This is a genomic window from Bifidobacterium sp. ESL1130 (assembly GCF_058507935.1).
In genome coordinates this window covers 1,552,818-1,572,994 of sequence record NZ_CP196379.1, presented here as the reverse complement: position 1 = coordinate 1,572,994, position 20,177 = coordinate 1,552,818, and the positions used below count along the sequence as shown (strand labels likewise).

Sequence of the window (20,177 nt, the reverse complement as noted above, 5' to 3'; positions counted from 1 at the left end):
AAAAGAGTGTTGCTTTTTCATGAGGGTCACGTACCATGGGGCAGTATGTGTGGAATCGTAGGATATGCAGGTTGCATGACCGCGTGCGGCAAGCCGCTTGACGTGTGCATGGAAGGCCTTGCGCGTTTGGAATATCGTGGCTATGACTCGGCTGGGGTGGCCGTGGTTGCGCCAGGACTGGAGCGCGCTGAAGTACGCAAGAAAGCTGGCAGGCTTGCCAATCTGGAAGCGGATCTTGACCACAATCCGCTTCCGGCAGCGACCTCGGCCATCGCGCATACCCGTTGGGCTACTAACGGTGAACCGAGTGACGTCAATGCACATCCGCATGCCAGCGAAGACGGCAACATCGCCATCATTCACAACGGCATCATCGAAAACGCCGGTGAGCTGCGTATGAACCTGCAGACCCAAGGCGTCACATTTTTATCCAAGACCGATTCCGAAGTGGCAGCCAAACTGCTTGGCCGTGCCGCCAACGACATTATCGAGTCGACCGGCAAACCCGACCTGTTCGAGGCACTGCGCCGTGTAGCCCGTATGTTGGTTGGAGCGTTCACCATTCTCGCGGTCGATTCCAGGCAGCCTGACATCGTGGTGGGTGCCCGTCATGATTCCCCATTGGTTGTGGGACTGGGAGAGCATGAGAACTTCCTCGGATCCGACGTAGCGGCTTTCGTGGCCCATACCAAAGAGGCCATGGAATTGGGCCAGGACGAAGCGGTGTGCATCAGCGGTGAAGATGTGACCGTGACTGACTTTGAGGGCAACCCGGTCACGGATTCCAAGCGGTTTACTGTGGATTGGGATGCCGGAGCTGCGGAGAAGGGCGGCTGGGATTCGTTCATGGACAAGGAAATCCATGAAGATCCGGCAGCAGTCAACGATACCCTGCTCGGCCGGTTCAATGCCGACGGCGACATCGTGCTGGACGAAGTGCGTATCGAGCCGGAGGTGTTCCGCTCGGTGGACAAGATCATCGTGGTGGCGTGTGGCACCGCAAGCTACGCCGGCATGGTGGCCAAGTACGCGATTGAACATTGGGTACGTATCCCCGTCGAGGTGGAGCTGGCTCACGAGTTCCGCTACCGAGACCCGATCCTCACCCCGCGCACGCTCGTGGTCGCGATTTCACAGTCGGGGGAGACCATGGATACCCTGATGGCGCTGCGGCATGCACGTGAACAGGGGTCTCGCGTGCTTGCCATCTGCAACACGCAAGGTTCCAGCATTCCTCGCGAGTCCGATGCAGTGCTGTACACCCATGCCGGGCCGGAGATTGCAGTGGCGTCCACCAAAGCATTTGTGGCTCAGATCGTGGCGGCGTACTTGCTTGGCTTGTACTTGGCTCAGGTGAAGAACACGCTGTACACCGATGAGATCCACAATATTGTCTCTCAACTTAAGGCCATGCCGCAGAAGATTCAGTGGGTGCTTGACACGCAGAGCGATACGGTGAAGAGTGCCGCCGAGCGATTGCTGAACGCTCATTCGTTCCTCTTCCTGGGGCGCCATGTGGGCTATCCGGTCGCTATGGAAGGTGCACTCAAGCTCAAGGAGATTGCATACACCTTCACGGAAGGTTTTGCTGCCGGGGAGCTGAAGCACGGGCCGATCGCGCTTGTGGAACCCGGCGAGCCGGTTGTGGTGATTGTGCCCTCGGCCCGAGGGCGGGATACGTTGCACAGCAAGGTCATTTCGGGTATCGAAGAGGTGAAGGCGCGCGGTGCATTCACCGTGGCTATCGCAGAAGAAGGCGACCCGGATGCCGAACAATACGCCGATGTGGTCTTCTGGCGGCCTCCATGCCCCACACTGCTCAGCCCGCTGGTCGACGTGGTGCCGCTGCAGTTGCTCGCGCTTGATATGGCTGGTCTCAAAGGCTACGACGTGGACAAGCCGCGCAACCTTGCCAAATCGGTGACTGTCGAATAGACGAATAGCGGTGCTGTTGTGATGCACATACCGTGCGTGGGATTGATGTACGATGCGTGACAAGGAAGGTCGGGGCGAGGATCATGGTCGCGGTCGTGCTCACCGGTGGGTGACTCACGAGCCGGAAATTCCATTCGACATGCCGATACTCTATGCCGACGCGTCCATCATTGTGGTGGATAAACCGCATTTTCTGGCCACTACACCGCGCGGCATGTGGTACCGGCAGACTGCGCTCATTCGTTTGCGTGAGCAGTTCGGAGATGAACGCATCGTCCCCGCTCATCGATTGGACCGCATGACGGCTGGAGTGGTGCTGTTCGTGCGTGAACCGAATTTGCGAGGTGCGTATCAGATGCTGTTCCAAGAGCATCGTGCCGTCAAAACGTATGAATGCTTGGCTCTGGCAGCACCTCTTGTTCGTCCCCCAACAGGGACAGTTGCCTGCCTCGATCCGCCGAGCGTTTTCCCGCTGCGCCGCCGCTCGCACATCGTCAAGGAACGAGGCCGCCTGCAAGCTTACGAAGTGCCCGGAATTCCCAATGCGGAAACCGACATTGAGCTGGCTCATAGCAATGCCATTGCTCTCAAGACCGGTTCTGCCAGTGTGGATATGCCAGGTTTGCGCGGTAGTGGTGCCGGCGTCGATACTGGTACTGGTATCGATGCCAGTAGTGGTACCGATGGTATAGATATGACTCAGCATCAGCATATTGGCCGCACGCGTTCGCACACATTGTACCGGCGCTACGTGTTGCATCCTCGAACCGGCAAAACCCATCAGCTGCGGGTGCATATGAGCGCACTTGGGTTGCCGATAGTCGGAGATGACATGTATCCCGAGCTTCGGACGCGTGCATACGATGATTTTTCACAACCGCTCGAGCTCGTAGCACGCTCCCTTGAATTCTCGGATCCGGTTACTGGTGCACCGCGGTGTTTTCTCTCGCGTGTGCCGCTGGGCATGTCGTCAACCACGCATTGCGCGGTTTGACCGGCACAGTCCAGTGGCTGCAGCACAGTGGAAGACAACAAGACCGGCAACAGGGATCGAATCGAAGGGCAGGAGGCGCATGGCAAAGCGAAGGGGAGCGTGGAAGCGTGCAGTCGCGGCGCTGTGCGTCTCAGCGGTAATGCTGGCGCTCGGTGCCTGCGGCCAGCAGGATACGCGAACCGTGGTCAGCGTGTGGTCCTGGGAGCCGAGCATGCAATCCGAGGCGCGTGCGTTCGAGAAAGACAACCCTGACATTCGTGTCGATGTGAAGAACCAGAGCGGTTACGACAACCTCAACACCGCCATACAGGACGGGTACGGCCTGCCCGACGTGGTGCAGCTGGAATACTACGCGCTGCCGCAATACGCGGTGAGCGGGCAGCTGCTTGATATGACCGATATGACGCAATCCTACAGTTCTGCCTTCACACCTGGCACGTGGTCGAGCGTGCAACTCAATCAACGCGTGTACGGCGTTCCTATGGATTCCGGACCCATGGCGTTCTTCTACAATCAGGAGGACTTCGAACAAGCAGGTGTCGACGCCACCGCCATCCATACGTGGGATGACTACTATCGTGCCGCCAAGAAGCTTAAAGCGATCGGCATCACCATCGCAGCCGACTCCGGGGACGCCAGCTTCTACAACGCTATGATCTGGCTGGCGGGAGGCAACCCGTTCAGCTCTTCTGCGGACGGCAAAACCGTGACGGTGAATTTGGGTAAAGACGGCGGCACCATGAGCTTCACCAAATTCTGGCAGAAGATGATTGATGAGGGACTGGTGAACACACGCCTGACCACGTGGTCGGACGGGTGGAAACGGGCGATAGGCTCAGGAAGCGTGGCATCTGTATTTTCCGGTGCATGGATGCCGTCGATGCTGCTGACCGATGTGCCTGGATCTGCAGGTCTGTGGCGTGTGGCTCCCATGCCTACCGCAGACGGTAAACCCGGAGGGGCTGAGAATGGTGGATCGGCGTTGAGTATTCTGCAGTCGAGCCGCAAACCTCGGGCGGCATTGCGCTTCATTGAATACGTATGCCACAGCAGGGAAGGCATCGACCGTCGTGTTGAAGGCGGCGCATTCCCCGCGGATGTGCAGACCTTGTCCAGCAAGGCGTTTCTTGAGAAGACGACGGTCAAGGACTCGCGCGGAGTCGATGTGCCCTACTTTGGCGGGCAGGAGTTCAACCGCGTGCTGTCTGCTGCTGCACAATCCGTCTCGTCAGAACATCAGTATCTGCCATTTGAGGTGTATGCGCGCAGCAATTTCCGATCTACGGTCGGCAAGGCATATGAATGGTCGAGTAAAAAACTGGTGTTTGATCAGACGCAGAAGCGTATTGAAGAAGGGCAGACCAACGCTGACGGCAGTCCGTTGCAGTTGCCGGAAAATCCGGGCACTGAAGTGAGTCTGAAAGATGGCATTGCCCAGTGGCAGGCCAATCTCAAGGAGTATGGCGTCAATCAAGGCTTTACGATGCGCTAGGATGTGCGCTCGCGACTTGCTGCAGCGATACCGTGTGTGTAGGTTCAGCCTTGGCATTGGGGTATGCGGTGCCTGCACTCAGACCGCATACCCCAATGAGGCAGATCCTTATGGTTGATAATTGTCGGTTGCCGGCTACTGCTTGTTTTTGCGGTGGATGAACTCCATGCCTTTGAAGATGAGATCGGGGTCGTAGACATCGATCATGTCGGTATGGTCGGCGAGTATGGCGCCCAGGCCTCCAGTGGCCACTACGGTAAAATCGGAACCAATCTCTTGGTGGAACTGGTCGATGATGCGTTCGGTGCCACCAAGGAAACTATAGAACAGGCCTGCTTGCATAGCGGTTTTGGTCCCCGTGGCAAGGATGGAATCCGGTTGGGTGATTTCCACCTCCGGCAGTTGTGCCGTGCCGTTCCACAGTGCTCCGGCAGCGGTTCGCAGACCGGGGGCGATAAGACCGGAAGTGATGGAGTGCTGTTCGTCCACAAAGTTGAACGTGGTGGCTGTGCCGAAATCGGCTACGAGTACGGGTCCGCCGTACAGGTAATATGCTCCCACGCAATCGGCCAGGCAGTCGGCGCCAAGTGACTTGGGGTCGTCGAGCCTGATGTTCAGACCGGATTTTACGCCGGGGCCGACCACCATGGGCTCGAACCCCAGGAACTTGACGATGCTGGCTCGAAACGAGTGCATGACCTGCGGCACCACGGAAGAGATGATGACATCGTCGATGTTGTCCGGCTTCAGGCCGTCGAGCGCGAGCATCTGCACCAACGTCAGTCCGTATTCGTCCGAGGTCTGGCCTCCGTTGGTGGTGAGCCGGTATGTGCTCACGATTTCGCCCCGATCCAGCAGTCCGATCACGATGTTGGTGTTGCCTATATCCACTGCAATGAGCATGATGCCGAGCCTTTCGTCTTGTGGCTTCATCATATGGGAGGCCGTGCACACCAGAATACGAACGCTGAAGACTGACTGGCAGACAGGTGTGGTGCAGGACTCGTTGCCTGCGTATATGTACTGCCAAGAAATGCGTGACCCTGAGTTATCCCTGAATTATCATGCATCGCACCTCAAACGCATCTTTGCTGTGCTAGTGTTGCTCACACTGTTGGAATACCAACATGGGAGGGAAGAGTGATGCGCCACACATCATACCGCGAGAGCAGGCAGGGAGGATTGAATGCGCCTGCTTGGTGGAGCAGAGTGAACCATTGGCCGTTGTGGCCGCTGACGTTGGTGTCGTTTGCGTTGAGTGCCGCGTTGAGCCAGATGGCTGGTCGCCGTGCGTCAGTATGGTTCGACGAAGGCTATTCGATTACCATAGCTCAACGCCCGGTTCGAGAGATGTTGGCTCTTACTGCGGTGGACACTCATCCTCCGCTCTATTATTTGGTACTGAAGCTTTGGGCGGGTGCAACCACATGGGATGAGTGGGCGTTACGTTTGCTCAGCGCCCTATGCGCGGGTGCTGCCGTGGCTCTGATGCTGGTTCTGGTCAGGGACTTGGCCGGAACTCGTGTAGCCTATCTTGTCGCTCCATTCACGGTATTGGCTCCATATCATGTGCGGTTCGGTTTCGAGATTCGCATGTATGCCATGGCGAGTCTGATAGTGGTGGCGGCCACGGTGGTGTTGGTGCGTGCGGTGCGTTCGCACAAACGGCGTTATTGGGTGGCTTATGCTGTATTGGTGGCGTTGGGCATGTATACGCTGTACGTCACAGCGATGGTATGGGCATCGCACGTGCTCATGTTGACGGTTCGCTCGGTGGTCCAGCGCCGAGGATGGCGCTGGATATGGGCATATGTGCTGGCTGTGGCGCTGTTTGTGCCGTATGCCCCCACAGCAGTCGATCAGCTGATACATCCTTCGCTCAACCCATTCCTTGGACAAGGCGTGACATTGCGTGCTTTGGCGGACACACTCTCCCTGCTGATATTCGGGCGTTCAGGCACCCGCTTCATCGGTACACTGCAATCGGTGATATGCTTGGCTGCCGTTGCTCTGGTGGCAGTCGGGTTCCGACGGATCGCCGGTGATTCGCGCTCGCAGCATGCGCGCAACGTTGTCGGTGTGCTGCTGGGTTGTGCCATATTGCCGTTTGCTGCATTTGCCTGTATTGATGCGCTGCGTGAATCTTTTGGTGCAACGCCCATGTTTGTGCAACGGTATTCATCATTTTTCTCACTGTTCAGCTATGTGCTCCTTGGTTTCATTTGTGCGATGCTGGTAGAAAGAGCGTGGAAGCAGCAGGTGCAGGCTGATCAGATATCTTATGAGTTGAACCGCGGCACCGAGTCGGGCGAGACCGGGGTAGCGGACGCGCAGCACGGCAGGAGTGTGTGGAGTAAGCTCAACACTCCCCGCGTCAAGGCAATGGCGGCATATGTATGTGCTCTGATGGTACTGATGATTGGTGTGGTTCATGTGAGTCAAGACGGCAATATCGACTTTGTGAACGGTACAGCACCGCAAAACAAGACGATTCGTGAGCATGTGGAGTGTTCGCCGGACAATACCGTGGTGGCTGCGGACGAGTTCGCTTACATCGAGGCACAGTATTACTACCATGGCTGCGACATGAGATTCATGGAACCGCATGAGGTGACATCCCGGGGCGGTTTTGCCCCGCTTCACGGCAGTCAGGCGCAGATTCGCTCCACACGAGAACTGCACACCAAAAAGGTCACGGTGCTGTCTGCCGCAAGTGTCGCAAAGCCGCTACAGGACAAGCGCTATCGGCAAATCAGCACGCAAGAGTTCGGTATGCAGAGGCTCAGCGTGTACGAGCTGCGATCCTAGCAAGCGCCGCGGTTCGTTATGCCTAACGGTATAGCGCTGCGTCGAATGCCGGATAGCCCAAAGTGAAAGCCAGATACGCACGGGACGCGGCAACCTCAGACAGTGCTTTGAGCTCGGCCTGAGACTGTGAGGTGTGTGTTCTGGTGTCATGCGTGCCATGACCGGGAGTAGCGCCTTTGTTGTGGCCTTCCCTGTCTCCGTCAGACTGTTCTGATGTGGGGGACAGTGCCTCGATGGTTTCTCGTGCGCAGTTCATCTCCACAATCGAAATGGTGGGGGCACGCAGTCCGTTGGTTTCATCCACGCTGTTTTCCGGATGCTCAAGCAGGGCATTCGTATCGTAGACACCTTGCCGGGGGTCAGGGTTCACATGCGCCAGACTGAGCACGCTGGAGGCGATGGCCTTGTGGTTGTCGCTCAGGGCCAGAGTGGCGCCAGGCATGTGTTTCGCAGCGAGCACTTGTGTGGCGAAGCCCGCGCGATCTTCTGCCTGAGCCATGGAAGAGAAGGACTTGGCCGCAATATTGGTTTCCTGCAGCGAGTCAAGTGCGCTCAGCGATTGTGTGCGTGCGTTGACTTGTGCAGGCTCGGGGTCTGCTATTCCCAGCAGCCCGGCCAGTGATGCTCGCTGGAACGATGCCTGGGCGCTTTTCATTGTGCCTTCGGCGAAGCGAGAAGGGCATGTGGAAGCTGCCTCGATCCACAATCCCTGTGCTGCATCGGCGGCCAGGTATCGGCGCGCGATGGGCACCTGACCATCTGCAAGATTCGAGTCCTGCACAGCCGCAGAATACGCTGATTCGCAAGCGCTTGTCGCTGAGGTGTCGCGAGGTGCGGCGGACACACCGGGCGCCGAACACGAGGCCAGCATCGGCAGTAGGGCAAGCGTACAAAGCGATGCTAAGACACGTCGAAGATGTCCGTGAAGTGCCATGAAAACAGAAAAGCGTGTCTGCATAACCACCTAGAATAATGCTTTACTGTGACTAAGCGGGCGAGGGTCCGTCGGGCTGCTTGAGGGCGGCGGCGTAGGTAGTGCAGAATATTGGTGAGAACATAACTTCATATGAGGAGGTCTTGGCGACCATGGAACTAGACCTGGCAGGAATACATCAGCTGGCGGCAGAGCAGGGAATTGATTCCCAGACGCTGGACGATGCGCTTACCGAAGCGTTGCTGTTGGCATATAGCAAGAACCCGCATGCGGCGGCAAGGGCACGTGTGCAGCTTGACGAACGCGCTGGAGAATTCATTATCTGGGCACGCGATGAGCATCGTGACAAGCCCACTGAAGAGAACCCGCATCCGGCGGTGGAGTGGGGTGAAGAATACGACGATACTCCACAGGACTTTGGCCGTCTTGCCGCATCCACTGCGCGACAAGTGATTCGTCAGCTGTTCCGTGACGCTGAAGACGAGCGTGTGCTTGGTGCGTTCGCAGGTCAGAAGGGCAACCTCATTACTGGAGTTGTGCAGCAGGACAGCAAAGACACCGCCAACGTGCACATCGCTGTCGGTGATGTTGAGGCCATTCTTCCCAAGCGCGAGCAGGTTCCGGGAGAGAGGTATCGCCACGGGCAGCGGTTGCGCGTCTATGTCGTTACTGTAAGCCGTGGATTGAAGGGGCCGGAAATCGTCGTTTCCAGATCGCATCCGGAGCTTATCCGCAAGTTGTTTGAGCGCGAGGTTCCCGAACTGGTCTCCGGAGCGGTTTCCATCATGGCTATCGCCCGTGAGGCGGGTGCGCGTACCAAGCTTGCTGTGCGAGCCAACACCGAGGGGGTGAATCCCAAGGGTGCATTGATTGGCCCGGGAGGCGCTCGTGTGCGCGCGGTGATGGAGAACATCGGTTCAGAGAAGATTGACATCGTGGACTGGTCGAAGGATCCGGAGCGGTTCGTGGCTGCGGCCTTGTCACCGGCGGTGGCTACCGGTGTCAACGTGGTGAGCGAGAAAAACAAGACCGCTGTGGCATACATTCACGACGATCAGCTTTCCCTTGCCATTGGCAAAGAGGGGCAGAATGCCCGCCTTGCAGCCAAACTCACAGGCTGGAAGATCGGCATCGAATCGTCAGAGAAGCATGCGGCTGCGATGGCAGCTGAAGCCAAGTTAGCTCCTGTGGTTTCCGCCTCTGCAGCTCAGGGTGCTGACTCAACTGATGATGTCAATGTGGCAGGTGCTTCCGACGCTGGTGAGGTGTCGGAGACAGCCGAGGTGCCGTCGGGCCAGGAGCAGTAGCAACTTACACGTGTTCCGGTGCCGACACGGTTGGCACCGGAACATGTTCGCGGCATCCAGCGTCACGAGTATGCTGGGTACTGGAAAACCGAGTGTTGGCGCGCAGTGTGTCGGCATCGGACAGAGACGAGGTAACACGATCATGGTCGAACGATGAGTCAGGGTAAGCTCGCCGTCATCGGGAACTGAATCGCGTATGCATATGCGCGGTCTGGTTCCCACAATATTAGGAGAACACTGAGTGGCAAAACAGCGCGTATATGAACTCGCCAAAGATCTTGGCGTGGACAGTAAAACCGTTTTGAATAAGTTGAAAGATATGGGGGAGTTTGTCAAGTCGGCATCGTCGACTGTCGAAGCTCCTGTGGTACGTAAGCTCAAGGCCGCCTTCCCGGCGCAGAATGCCGGGGGCAAGAGCGAAGAACAGCATGGTTCCAAGGCCGTGACTCCGGCCAAGAAGTCAGCACCGGCCGCTGGCGCACCCAAACCGGGTGCCGCTTCGGGAGCTGCAAAACCAAAGCCCCAGTCCGACGGACAGAGTGCAAAGCCCGATGCTCCCAAGAGCGCTTCGGCTCACTCCAACGCAAGGCCGCAATCTGCTCCTCGCTTCTCCGCCAAGCCCGGTCAGTCCCGTGCAGGAGCGCATGGCGCAGGTCGTCCCGACGGCGGCGCGCGTCCCCGTTCCGGGGGCAAGCCGGATGCGCGCGGTGGTGCCCGTCCTCAGGGTGGTGCTCCTCGGCCAGGTGCCGGTGCCCCTCGCAATGCGGGTGGTGCACAGTCCGCTCGTCCGTCTGCTCCAGGGCAGTCGGCTTCCGGTCCTCGTCCAGGCAATAATCCGTTCAATCGCAACCAGGGTATGCGTGCCCCGGTTCCCAGCGATATTCCTCGTCCTCACCCGATGGCACGTCCCACTGTGGGCAACGGCCGTGGTGGTCGTGGAGGCGGACGTCCTACGGGTGGTCGCGGAGGTTTCCACGGCGGTCCTCGTCCCGGCAATGGCGGCACTCCACGCCCCGGGCAGTGGGGACACACCCGTCAAGGCCAAGGTGGAACCGGCGGCGATCAGAATCGCGGAGGTAGGTTCCAAGGTGGTCAGGGCGGCCCCAGCAACTTCCAGGGTGCAGCTCCGTCGCACGGTCCCAGCAGGGGCGGCCGCGGTCGCGGCGGTGCAGCAGGTGCGTTCGGGCGTCAGGGAGGCAAGTCTTCCAAGGCGCGCAAGAACCGTTTGGCAAAGCGTCGTGACTTTGAGGAGATCAAAGCACCGACCATCGGCGGTGTTCGCATTCCCACTGGCAACGGTCAGGTAATTCGTCTGCGTCAGGGTGCCACACTCGCTGATTTGGCCGAAAAGATCAATGTCAATCCGGCCGCTTTGGTCACGGTGATGTTCCACTTGGGTGAGATGGCCACGGCCACACAGTCCCTCGATGAATCCACGTTCCAGATTTTGGGCGAGGAAATCGGCTGGACCATCAAGATCGTGTCCGCAGAGGAAGAGGATAAGGAGCTGCTGCAGCAGTTCGACATCGACCTGGACGAAGAGGAACTGCAGGAGGATGAGGATCTCAAGCCTCGCCCGCCGGTGGTTACCGTCATGGGTCACGTCGACCACGGTAAGACCCGTCTGCTTGACACTATCCGCAAGACGAACGTGATAGCGCGCGAGGCCGGCGGCATTACCCAGCGTATCGGTGCCTACCAGGTGGGTGTCGAGTTCGAAGGCAACGAGCGCAAGATTACCTTCCTCGATACGCCAGGCCACGAGGCATTCACCGCCATGCGTGCGCGTGGTGCCGAAGTGACGGATATCGCCATCGTGGTGGTGGCTGCGGATGACGGTGTGATGCCGCAGACCGTGGAAGCCATCAACCACGCCCAAGCGGCTGACGTACCGATCGTGGTGGCCGTCAACAAGATTGATGTGGACGGTGCAAACCCGGACAAGGTGCGTGGCCAGCTCAGTGAGTTTGGTCTGATCCCCGAAGAATACGGTGGCAACACCATGTTCGTCGACATCTCCGCCAAGCAGGGCACGAACGTTGACAAGCTGCTCGAAGCGGTGCTGCTCACCGCTGATGCCGAGTTGGATCTGAAGGCCAATCCCGACATGGATGCACGTGGTGCCACCATCGAAGCTCGCCTTGACAAGGGCCGTGGCGCCGTGGCGACAGTGCTGGTGCAGTCCGGTACGTTGCGCGTGGGCGATTCGATTGTGGCCGGAACGTCGTACGGACGTGTGCGTGCCATGCTCGACGAGAACGGCAACCCGATGGACAAGGCCGAGCCTTCTACTCCGGTACAGGTTTTGGGTCTCACGTCGGTGCCCAGCGCCGGAGACCTCTTCCTCGTGGCTCCGGACGACCGCACCGCCCGCCAGATTGCCGAGAAGCGTCAGGCGTCCGAGCGCGCGGCTCAGTTGGCCAAGCGTCGCAAGATTGTCTCTCTGGAAAGCCTCAAGGAACAGTTCGCCAAGTCTGAGGTCGATATGCTCAACATCGTCATCAAGGGCGATTCCTCCGGTTCCGTCGAGGCTCTGGAAGAGTCCCTGATGAAGATCGAGGTCTCCGACGAGGTCGGCATCCAGGTCATCCACCGCGGTGTGGGCGCCATTACCCAGAACGACGTGAACCTTGCAACGGTCGACAAGGCCGTCATCATCGGCTTCAACGTGCGGCCCAACCGCCAGGTGGCGGATTTGGCCGAGCGCGAGGGTGTGGAGATCAAGTACTACTCGATCATCTACAAGGCCATCGAAGACATCGAGGCCTCTCTCAAGGGCATGCTCAAGCCGGAGTACGAGGAGGTCACCACCTCCCACTCCGAGATCCGCGAGATCTTCCGCTCCTCCAAGTTCGGCAACATCGCCGGCGTCATGGTCCAGGACGGCGAGGTCAAGCGCGGTACGAAGGCACGCATCCTGCGCAATGGTGTGGCCACGGTCAACGACCTGGAGATCTCCTCGCTGCGTCGTTTCAAGGACGACGTGCAGTCGGTCAAGGAAGGCTACGAGGCCGGTATCAACCTCGGCTCCTTCAACGACATCGAGAACGGCGACATCATCGAGACCTTCGAGATGCAGGAAATTGAGCGCAAGTAGCGAGCACCCGCAGCGCGGTCAGGCTTTGTGCCGACGCGCTGCGGGCATGCTTTGCGGGGTCGCGGTATCGGCGAACTGCCGGCGCGATTGGTGACGCACCACAGCACGGCACAGCACAGTATTGCACAGTAAGTGAGTGTGCCGTGCATAGTAGGAGGTAATTGTGGCAGGAGACAGCCCGAGGGCCGCACGTATTGCGGCGTTGATACAGCGTGTGATCGCATCCACCATGGAGCGCGAGCTGCACGACAAGCGTTTGGACGGGGTCACCATTACCGACGTGCGAGTGTCCGGAGACCTGCAGCAGGCCAAAGTGTACTGGACCCAGCTCGGCCAGGAGGGCAAAGCACAAGGTGAGCGTAAGCGTGCGCAGCAGGCGCTGAACCAAGCCACAGGCAAACTTCGTTCACTGGTCGGTACCAAGGCGGGATTGAGGCTGACTCCGAAGCTGCAATTCGTCTACGACGAGGTGCCTAGCGAGGCGCATGAGATCGAAGATATTCTTGCCGTTGCCCGCAAGCGCGATGAGGAGACAGAAAAAACGCGCGCTGTGGCGAGCTATGCCGGGGGAGAGGACCCGTACGAGCACCCTCGCAAGAAGACCGCCGAAGACTTCGAAAACCGTCGTGCCGAAGCGCAGGAACATTTTGCCGGCAACCCGTATGCCGATGTCGAAAATGACATGCAGAATCTTGACGACGAAACTTCCCGGCAGGAAGCCGATACGTTCGACTCTGCCGATGAGGCCGATGAGTAAGGTCAAGCAGGAACCTTCCGGCCTGTTGGTGGTGGACAAGCCACAGGGCGTGACCAGTCATGATGTGGTAGGGGCGGTGCGCGGCGCGCTGCATATGCGCCGTGTGGGGCATGCCGGCACGCTCGACCCGATGGCCACCGGAGTGCTGGTGATCGGGTTCGGTCATGCCACCCGTCTGCTCAACTATATCGTCGACCACCACAAGACGTATGCGGCCACGATTCGTTTGGGGCAGACCACCACTACCGATGATGCCGATGGCGATATCGTGCAAAGCGTGCCCACGCTGCTGGGCCTGCGCGCACATCATGGCGCAGATGCGCAGGCTGAGCATGTGCCAGTGAGTGAACCGCCGGCAGGCAGTGTCGCCGAACACGGACAGATACGGTCTAACTCAGGCCGCATCAGTGCAGAGCAACACTACGCGGATACCGAACAACCGGTGCTAATCGATGCTGAACAGATTAAGCAAACGATAGCAGAACACCTGACTGGGCGCATAGAACAGGTGCCTAGCGCCTATTCTGCGATTAAAGTCGATGGCAAACGGGCTTACGATTTAGCTCGCTCTGGAGTGGAGGTCGAGCTTACAGCTCGCGAGGTGACTATTTCGGACTTTCAAGTGCTGGCAGTGAGACAGACGAATCCCACTATTGGCGCTGCGCCTGTCGTGGACGTGGATGTGCAAGTCAGCTGTTCTGCCGGCACCTATATCCGTTCTCTCGGGCGCGATTTGGGACAGCTATTGGGCACCGGTGGGCATTTGACGCGTCTGCGCCGTTTACGCATAGGGCGTTTCGAATCAGATGGTCTCAACGTGGTCACCGCTCATGTTCAGCCGCGCACGTTCACCAATCGTGAGGGTGAACAGGTGACCCGCAACCGGGTGGTGCTCGATGCCGATCGTGACGCGCTGTTGGAACGTGCCTACTCGATGCTCGAGGCTGTGCAGGCGGTTATGCCTACGCTCGAGGTTGATGCGCGAGAAGCGCAGGATTTGCGTTATGGTCGTAGATTGAAGCGCATCTTCAGCGAGACTGGCGAAACCAGCGATGTTAGTGCGGCGTACATACCGCAAACCGGTGAGGTCATCGCTTTGGTCAGTGCTGCCAGCCGGGATGAAGTCAAGCCAGTAGTGGTATTCCCAGCCCAGCCTGCTACACCGACCAATCCTGCCTAATTTACGGCCGACTGAAAAGTGGACTGTCGCATGCGTCTCCGGGCTGCTACAGTGGAGATGTTACAAGCTGATGCAGGAGAATTGACCAGATGAACGTTACGAGATTACAGCCTGACGAGTCGGGATTGGTGGATTGGCCATTGCTGAGCCGCACTAGGCATGCGGTGGTGACCGTAGGGTCGTTCGATGGTATGCACCAGGGGCATCAGGCTGTCATCAAGCGTACGGTGGAACTGGCAAAAGCTGACGGTTCATTTGCCGTGGTCATCATGTTCGATCCGCGTCCCGGTGTGGCGCACGGGTACGCTGCGTCGCACGCCGGAGCCGATGTGCCAGATGATTTCCACGATGCAGGCGCGCTGAGTTCGGTGAATGATCGTCTGCGCATATTCGAGCGTATGGGTGTAGACCATGTGCTCGTGGTGCACTACACCATGGCATTCGCGGCGAAATCATATCGTTTCTTCCTCGGGCAGCTGGTTGGCAAGCTCGGTATGAACAAACTGGTTTTGGGACACGACGCCACGATGGGCGCCGGTGCCAGCGGAGGAGTGGAAGACATTGACACGTTGGCGCAGGCCGCGGGTGTGTTCGAACTTGAGGTAGTGGATGACTGCGGTCCAGGATACACGCGCGTGCCCAGGATGATCGAAGCTCATGCCCCGCTTGGATTGGGCGAGCCGGCCGACCCGCGTGCGGGTATGAGCAAGGCCGATTTCCGTGCTTGGAGCAAGTCGGTGAACAGTGTCAACGTGCGTGTGTGGAGCTCATCCAACGTGCGCTACCTGCTCTCCCAAGGCTGTGTGCGTGCCGCAGCCGATGTGCTGGGACGTGAGCCCAGCGTGGAAGGCGAAGTGGTCCATGGCGAGCAGCAGGGTCGTGCGTTGGGTTTCCCCACTGCCAACCTCGGCGCGCAGATTGACGGATATGTTCCGGTGGACGGTGTGTATGCCGGTTGGCTGGTGGATTTGGGGCCGGCGGACGCGCAGACGAGCTTCGAACATGACCGGATGCGTATGATGCCCGGCTCACAGTGGCGTTGGCCGGCGGCCATCTCGATAGGTACCAAGCCCACCTATCGGGCTGAGCTGGGGCAGATCGAACGTGTGGTGGAGCCGTATGCGATCACCGACGACTGGCTGGAACTGTACGGCCACCGGGTGCGTGTGGAGTTCACGCAATTCTTGCGTGCTCAAGTGGACTTCGGTGGCAGTGACGAACTGGTGGCCGCCATGAAGGACTATGTGCAGCAAACGCTGAGCGTCAACGGTGGGCAGGATGCGACCCTAATCTAACCAAATCCATGTTCGCTTTTTCGTTAAATCCGAAATATCTTGGGGACGATGGCACGCAGAGTAAAATGACACGTTGAGTGCGATCAAAGCGGATCCACTACAACGAGGTTAGGAGTATCGTGTTTATCCAACGATGGTATGAAGATCTGACACGGCTGCACGTGGGGACCGAACCCGCGCACGCCTACTTTATCCCTGATGCCGAGCCGGCTGACCTGCGCGGTGAGCGGAGGGAACATTCCGACCGCTTCGTCAGTTTGGACGGCGACTGGGCGTTCCGCTACTATCCGAGCATCTACGATCTGGATGCCGAGGTGTCCACGTTCCTGAGCCATGGCGAAAAAGCCTTCTATGATGCCGATTTTCAGGTCGAACCAGCGCTTGCGGACGAGGGTACAGCCGCAGAGAGCACCGGGTTCACCAGCATCACCGTACCATCGGTCTGGCAGATGAACGGGTATGACCACCAGCAGTATACCAACGTGCGTTATCCCTTCCCCTTCGACCCGCCCTACGTGCCGCAGGACAATCCGTGCGGCGTCTATTTGCGCGACGTTGATTATGATCCTAATCCTCACGCACCACGGGCGTTCCTCAACTTCGAAGGCGTGGACTCGTGCTTCTACGTGTGGGTGAACGGTGAGTTGGCCGGATACAGTCAGGTGAGCCACGCCACGAGCGAGTTCGAAGTAACGGATTTGCTGCGACCGGGACGCAACCGCGTGGCGGTGCTCGTGCTCAAGTGGTGTGACGGCAGCTATTTGGAAGATCAGGACAAGTTCCGTATGAGCGGCATCTTCCGCAGTGTGTACCTGTTGCGCCGACCTCAGGCCGGCATTCGCGACTACTTCGTGCACACGGCACTTGCTGCCGATTTGAGCGAGGCTAAAGTCAGCGTAGACATCGACTTCCTCAAAGCGTCCGGCGTTTCGCGCTCGGACAACGCTGAGACGTGCACCGCAACGGGCGCCGGCGTAACCTGCCCGGTGAAGGCTTCGCTGTACGACCAGAACGGGAAGCTGCTGGAGAGCAGCGAGGTGAACGTAAACCCAGACGGCGGAACGGCTAGCGTGTCGTGGACGGTGTCGCAGCCAAGCCTGTGGAACGCCGAACAACCGAACCTGTACCGGGTGGAGCTGGAAAGTTTCGCCACAGATGGCGGGACTGACCCCAGTGAGGTCATTACCGATTTTATCGGCATTCGTGAGGTGCACGTGGATGATGGCGTGGTCAGGGTTAACGGCCAGCCGGTCAAGATCCACGGCGTCAACCGTCACGATGGCGACCCGGTCACCGGTTTTGCGATTGACCAAAACCAGCTGATGCGCGATCTTAAGCTCATGAAGGAGCACAACGTCAACGCAATCCGCACCAGCCACTATCCCAACGCGCCCCTGTACTACGCGCTGTACGATCAGCTTGGTTTCTATGTCATAGCCGAGGCGGACATCGAGACGCACGGTATCGAAGAGGCCATGCTGGAATCGGGAGAGGGGATGAGCGCAGACACCTGCTGGAACGGCCATATCGCCGATGAACCACGGTTCGCCGACGCCATCTGCGACCGCGTGCAGCGCAGTGTGGAACGGGACAAGAACCACCCCGGCATCGTCATCTGGTCGATGGGCAACGAGTCCGGCTACGGGTGCGGCTTTGAGCAAGCACTGGCTTGGACCAAGCAACGTGACGGGAGCCGACTGACCCATTATGAGTCCGCAATCCACGGCGCGCCGCGCGAGGGGCTCGACTATACCAACCTTGATCTGCACTCGCGCATGTACCCTTCCATCGAGCAGATCGACGCCTATTTCACGCCCGAAGGGCCGCACGGCGTCTGCTCCACCGGCGACGACGGCGACCATGGCACCAAGCCGTACTTCCTGTGCGAATTCTGCCATGCCATGGGCAACGGTCCGGGCGACCTCGAGGAATACTTCGAGGCGATCCAGCGCTACCCGGGCATGCTCGGCGGCTGCATGTGGGAGTGGGCGGACCATGCCATCGACGTCGGCCGGGATGTGCACGGCCACAAGCAGTACCTCTACGGCGGTGACCACGGCGAGTTCCCGCACGACGGGAATTTCTGCATGGACGGCCTCGTCTACCCCGACCGCACGCCGCACACCGGTCTCAAAGAGTTCAAGAACGTCTTCCGTCCGGCGCGCGTGGTCTCCTTCAACGCCGGCTCTGGTGAGGCAACACTGCACAATTACATGGACTTTGTGAACTTGGCCGAGTATCTGACCATCTCGTGGTCGCTGCTGGTGGACGGCGAGCAGGTGGGTCATGGCGAGGCCGATGCTCCCGACGTTGCTCCTCATGGCGACGGTGCGGTGCGTCTGCCTGTTGGAGAGGTGCCGTCAGCCGGCAAAGTGACGCTGCTGATCGGCTACCGGCTCAAGCGGGCCGAAGCGTTGCTGCCGGAGGGTTTCGATTTGGGCTTCGACGAGGTGGCTGTAGCCGTTGATGGTCGGCGCAACGAGAAGGCTGGTCGACTGCTTGAGGCTGGTAAAGGTGAATCTCAGGTCGCGCAGCCCACGGTGTCCCAGTCTTCTGCAGAAATCGTGGTGCAGGGAGCTGACTGGCGTTACACGTTCGACCGTCGCACCGGCCTCATCGCCACCATGTCGGTGCGCAACCGCAACCTGCTGGTCAAGCCCGCCGAACTCAACATCTGGCGTGCTCCCACCGACAACGACCGCAACATCAAACTGGATTGGGTTGCTGCCGGCTACGACCGTACCCACGCACGTGCGTATACCTGCGAGGTGCAGTCCGAACCCAGCGGGCGAGTGACGGTTCGTGCGGACATCGCACTGGCGGCCGACGCGCTCCAGCCGTGCGCACGCGTGCAAGCCGTGTGGTGCATTGCCTCGGATGGCACGTTGAAGGTCACCCTGGACGTGACTCGCCAAGCTCAGGAATTCCCGTTCCTACCGCGTTTTGGACTGCGTCTCTTCCTGCCAAAGGCTATGGGCCAGGTGGAATACTGCGGCTACGGGCCGTACGAGAGCTATCAAGACAAGCATCGTGCCAGCCGCTACGGCCGGTTCTCGTCGAGCGCAGCGAATATGGTCGAGCATTATCTGCGGCCTCAGGAGAACGGTTCACACTGGGGTTGTGACACAGTGGAGGTGAACGATGGCGATGCCGGCCTGAGTGTGGCGGCTGAGACACCGTTCTCCTTCAACTGCTCGCCATACACGCAGGAAGAACTGACCGATAAGGGCCACGACTATGAGCTGGAAGAGGCGCCGTACACCGTGCTGTGCCTTGACCACGCGCAGTCGGGTATGGGTTCCAACTCGTGCGGGCCTGAGCTTGCCGAGCGTTACCGGCTCGACGACGAGCAATTCAGTTGCTCGTTCACGCTTGTGCCACAAGTGGTGTAAGTCTACGGTCTGGTGGTATGCGCAGCTCAACGTTGCTGCGCATACCACCACACTCTTCTTGAGTTTTCGGATGACTTGGCGCGTGAGGTGTTGAACAGCTGATATGCAACAGCCTAGGCTCTATTGGTGGGGCCTAGGCTGTTTGCTATTCCGCGCGCTGGCGGTGGGTTAGATCCCTCTGAAATGGCTGAAGAACGCGCGGGTATCGGCATCTTGCGACTCGTTCATCACCGCTTGCGGTGTGCCGTTCTCTGCAATGACGCCTTGGCGTAGCAGGATCACACGGTCTGCGGCATCGCGGGCGAACTGCATTTCGTGGGTGGCCATCAAAATGGTGGTGCCCTGTTCTTTGAGTTCCTGCACCATGCCCAGCACCTCGCCGACCAGCATGGGGTCGAGCGCCGAAGTGATCTCGTCGAGCAGCAGCAGTTCCGGCTCAGTCATAAGCGCACGTGCGATGGCGACGCGCTGCTGCTGGCCGCCGGAAAGCTGGTCAGGGTAGGAGTGAGCCTTGCCATCCATGCCGATGCGTTTGAGCAAGCCCATGGCTTTCTCTTCAGCCTGCTCTTTGCTCCAATGGTGTACTTTGATGGCACCAAGCGTCACGTTTTTCAGTACCGTCATGTGGGGGAAGAGGTTGAACTGCTGGAAGACCACGCCAATGCGCGAACGGCTCTGGTCGGCGTTCACTGCTGGGTCGGTGATGTCGGTGCCACCCAGCCAGATTTGCCCATCGTCCACCTGCTCCAACAGGTTGATGCACTTCATGAGTGTAGATTTGCCGGAACCGGACGGGCCAAGCAACGCCACCACCTCATGCGGCTGGATGTTGAACGATATGCCGCGCAACACGTGGTTGCCTCCGAACGACTTGGCCACGCCATCCACACGCAATACCGGTTGCATGTTGGGGGTTGTCGTCTGCAGGTCGGACTGCTGTTGTGCTGCGTCTTGCTTCGACGACGCTGTTTGCGGTTCTGATGTGG

13 protein-coding genes are annotated in these 20,177 nt (G+C 59.0%); 10 read left to right on the top strand and 3 right to left on the bottom strand.

Features of this window, described 5'->3' with window-relative positions:
- Positions 1–45 precede the first annotated feature (45 nt).
- The 3 genes from glmS (at position 46) to ACSYSO_RS06150 (ending at position 4,421) form a co-directional block, all read left to right on the top strand.
- Positions 46–1,935 (top strand): glutamine--fructose-6-phosphate transaminase (isomerizing), encoded by a 1,890-nt coding sequence (gene glmS / locus ACSYSO_RS06160; protein ID WP_491701701.1) that lies wholly within the window; start codon positions 46–48, stop codon positions 1,933–1,935.
- 52 nt (positions 1,936–1,987) lie between these two features.
- Positions 1,988–2,929 (top strand): pseudouridine synthase, encoded by a 942-nt coding sequence (locus ACSYSO_RS06155; protein WP_491701700.1) that lies wholly within the window; start codon positions 1,988–1,990, stop codon positions 2,927–2,929.
- A gap of 79 nt (positions 2,930–3,008) precedes the next feature.
- The gene (locus ACSYSO_RS06150; RefSeq protein WP_489799957.1) at positions 3,009–4,421 is read left to right on the top strand and encodes an ABC transporter substrate-binding protein; all 1,413 of its coding nucleotides are present in this window, start codon (positions 3,009–3,011) and stop codon (positions 4,419–4,421) included.
- Positions 4,422–4,556: 135 nt separating this feature from the next.
- Here ACSYSO_RS06150 and ACSYSO_RS06145 read toward each other — a convergent pair whose 3' ends face one another.
- Positions 4,557–5,324 (bottom strand): type III pantothenate kinase, encoded by a 768-nt coding sequence (locus ACSYSO_RS06145; RefSeq protein WP_491702077.1) that lies wholly within the window; start codon positions 5,322–5,324, stop codon positions 4,557–4,559.
- Positions 5,325–5,630: 306 nt separating this feature from the next.
- On the opposite strand from ACSYSO_RS06145, the gene ACSYSO_RS06140 reads away from it, so the two are divergent.
- The gene (locus tag ACSYSO_RS06140) at positions 5,631–7,229 is read left to right on the top strand and encodes a glycosyltransferase family 39 protein (protein ID WP_491701699.1); all 1,599 of its coding nucleotides are present in this window, start codon (positions 5,631–5,633) and stop codon (positions 7,227–7,229) included.
- Positions 7,230–7,251: 22 nt separating this feature from the next.
- Here ACSYSO_RS06140 and ACSYSO_RS06135 read toward each other — a convergent pair whose 3' ends face one another.
- The gene (locus tag ACSYSO_RS06135) at positions 7,252–8,010 is read right to left on the bottom strand and encodes a hypothetical protein (protein WP_491701698.1); all 759 of its coding nucleotides are present in this window, start codon (positions 8,008–8,010) and stop codon (positions 7,252–7,254) included.
- A gap of 305 nt (positions 8,011–8,315) precedes the next feature.
- On the opposite strand from ACSYSO_RS06135, the gene nusA reads away from it, so the two are divergent.
- The 6 genes from nusA to ACSYSO_RS06105 all read left to right on the top strand — a co-directional run bounded on the left by nusA (position 8,316) and on the right by ACSYSO_RS06105 (position 19,191).
- Positions 8,316–9,470: a transcription termination factor NusA gene (gene nusA, locus ACSYSO_RS06130; protein ID WP_489799992.1), complete on the top strand. Its 1,155-nt coding sequence runs from the start codon at positions 8,316–8,318 to the stop codon at positions 9,468–9,470.
- Between the two features lie 241 nt (positions 9,471–9,711).
- A complete protein-coding gene (gene infB / locus ACSYSO_RS06125) occupies positions 9,712–12,567 on the top strand; it encodes a translation initiation factor IF-2 (RefSeq protein WP_491701697.1) in 2,856 nt (951 codons plus the stop codon).
- A gap of 163 nt (positions 12,568–12,730) precedes the next feature.
- On the top strand, positions 12,731–13,324 hold the full coding sequence (rbfA, locus tag ACSYSO_RS06120; RefSeq protein ID WP_491701696.1) for a 30S ribosome-binding factor RbfA: 594 nt from the start codon (positions 12,731–12,733) through the stop codon (positions 13,322–13,324).
- A complete protein-coding gene (locus ACSYSO_RS06115; protein ID WP_491701695.1) occupies positions 13,317–14,504 on the top strand; it encodes a tRNA pseudouridine synthase B in 1,188 nt (395 codons plus the stop codon). The genes rbfA and ACSYSO_RS06115 overlap by 8 nt, the downstream gene beginning before the upstream one ends.
- 89 nt (positions 14,505–14,593) lie before the next feature.
- Positions 14,594–15,799, top strand: a complete 1,206-nt coding sequence (locus tag ACSYSO_RS06110; protein ID WP_491701694.1) for a riboflavin kinase — start codon at positions 14,594–14,596, stop codon at positions 15,797–15,799.
- Between the two features lie 119 nt (positions 15,800–15,918).
- Entirely contained in the window at positions 15,919–19,191 is a 3,273-nt protein-coding gene (locus ACSYSO_RS06105) for a glycoside hydrolase family 2 TIM barrel-domain containing protein (protein ID WP_491701693.1), read from the top strand.
- Positions 19,192–19,359: 168 nt separating this feature from the next.
- On the opposite strand, the gene ACSYSO_RS06100 is transcribed toward ACSYSO_RS06105, so the two are convergent.
- Complete coding sequence (locus ACSYSO_RS06100) at positions 19,360–20,097, bottom strand: amino acid ABC transporter ATP-binding protein (RefSeq protein ID WP_489799993.1); 738 nt, start codon at positions 20,095–20,097, stop codon at positions 19,360–19,362.
- Between the last annotated feature and the right edge of the window lie 80 nt (positions 20,098–20,177).

Coding starts and splice junctions, on each gene's coding strand:
- ACSYSO_RS06115 (WP_491701695.1), top strand. CDS start 13,317: ATGAGTAAGGTCAAGCAGGAACCTTCCGGCCTGTTGGTGGTGGACAAG.
- ACSYSO_RS06155 (WP_491701700.1), top strand. CDS start 1,988: ATGCGTGACAAGGAAGGTCGGGGCGAGGATCATGGTCGCGGTCGTGCT.
- ACSYSO_RS06145 (WP_491702077.1), bottom strand. CDS start 5,324: ATGCTCATTGCAGTGGATATAGGCAACACCAACATCGTGATCGGACTG.
- nusA (WP_489799992.1), top strand. CDS start 8,316: ATGGAACTAGACCTGGCAGGAATACATCAGCTGGCGGCAGAGCAGGGA.
- glmS (WP_491701701.1), top strand. CDS start 46: ATGTGTGGAATCGTAGGATATGCAGGTTGCATGACCGCGTGCGGCAAG.
- ACSYSO_RS06110 (WP_491701694.1), top strand. CDS start 14,594: ATGAACGTTACGAGATTACAGCCTGACGAGTCGGGATTGGTGGATTGG.
- ACSYSO_RS06100 (WP_489799993.1), bottom strand. CDS start 20,097: ATGCAACCGGTATTGCGTGTGGATGGCGTGGCCAAGTCGTTCGGAGGC.
- ACSYSO_RS06150 (WP_489799957.1), top strand. CDS start 3,009: ATGGCAAAGCGAAGGGGAGCGTGGAAGCGTGCAGTCGCGGCGCTGTGC.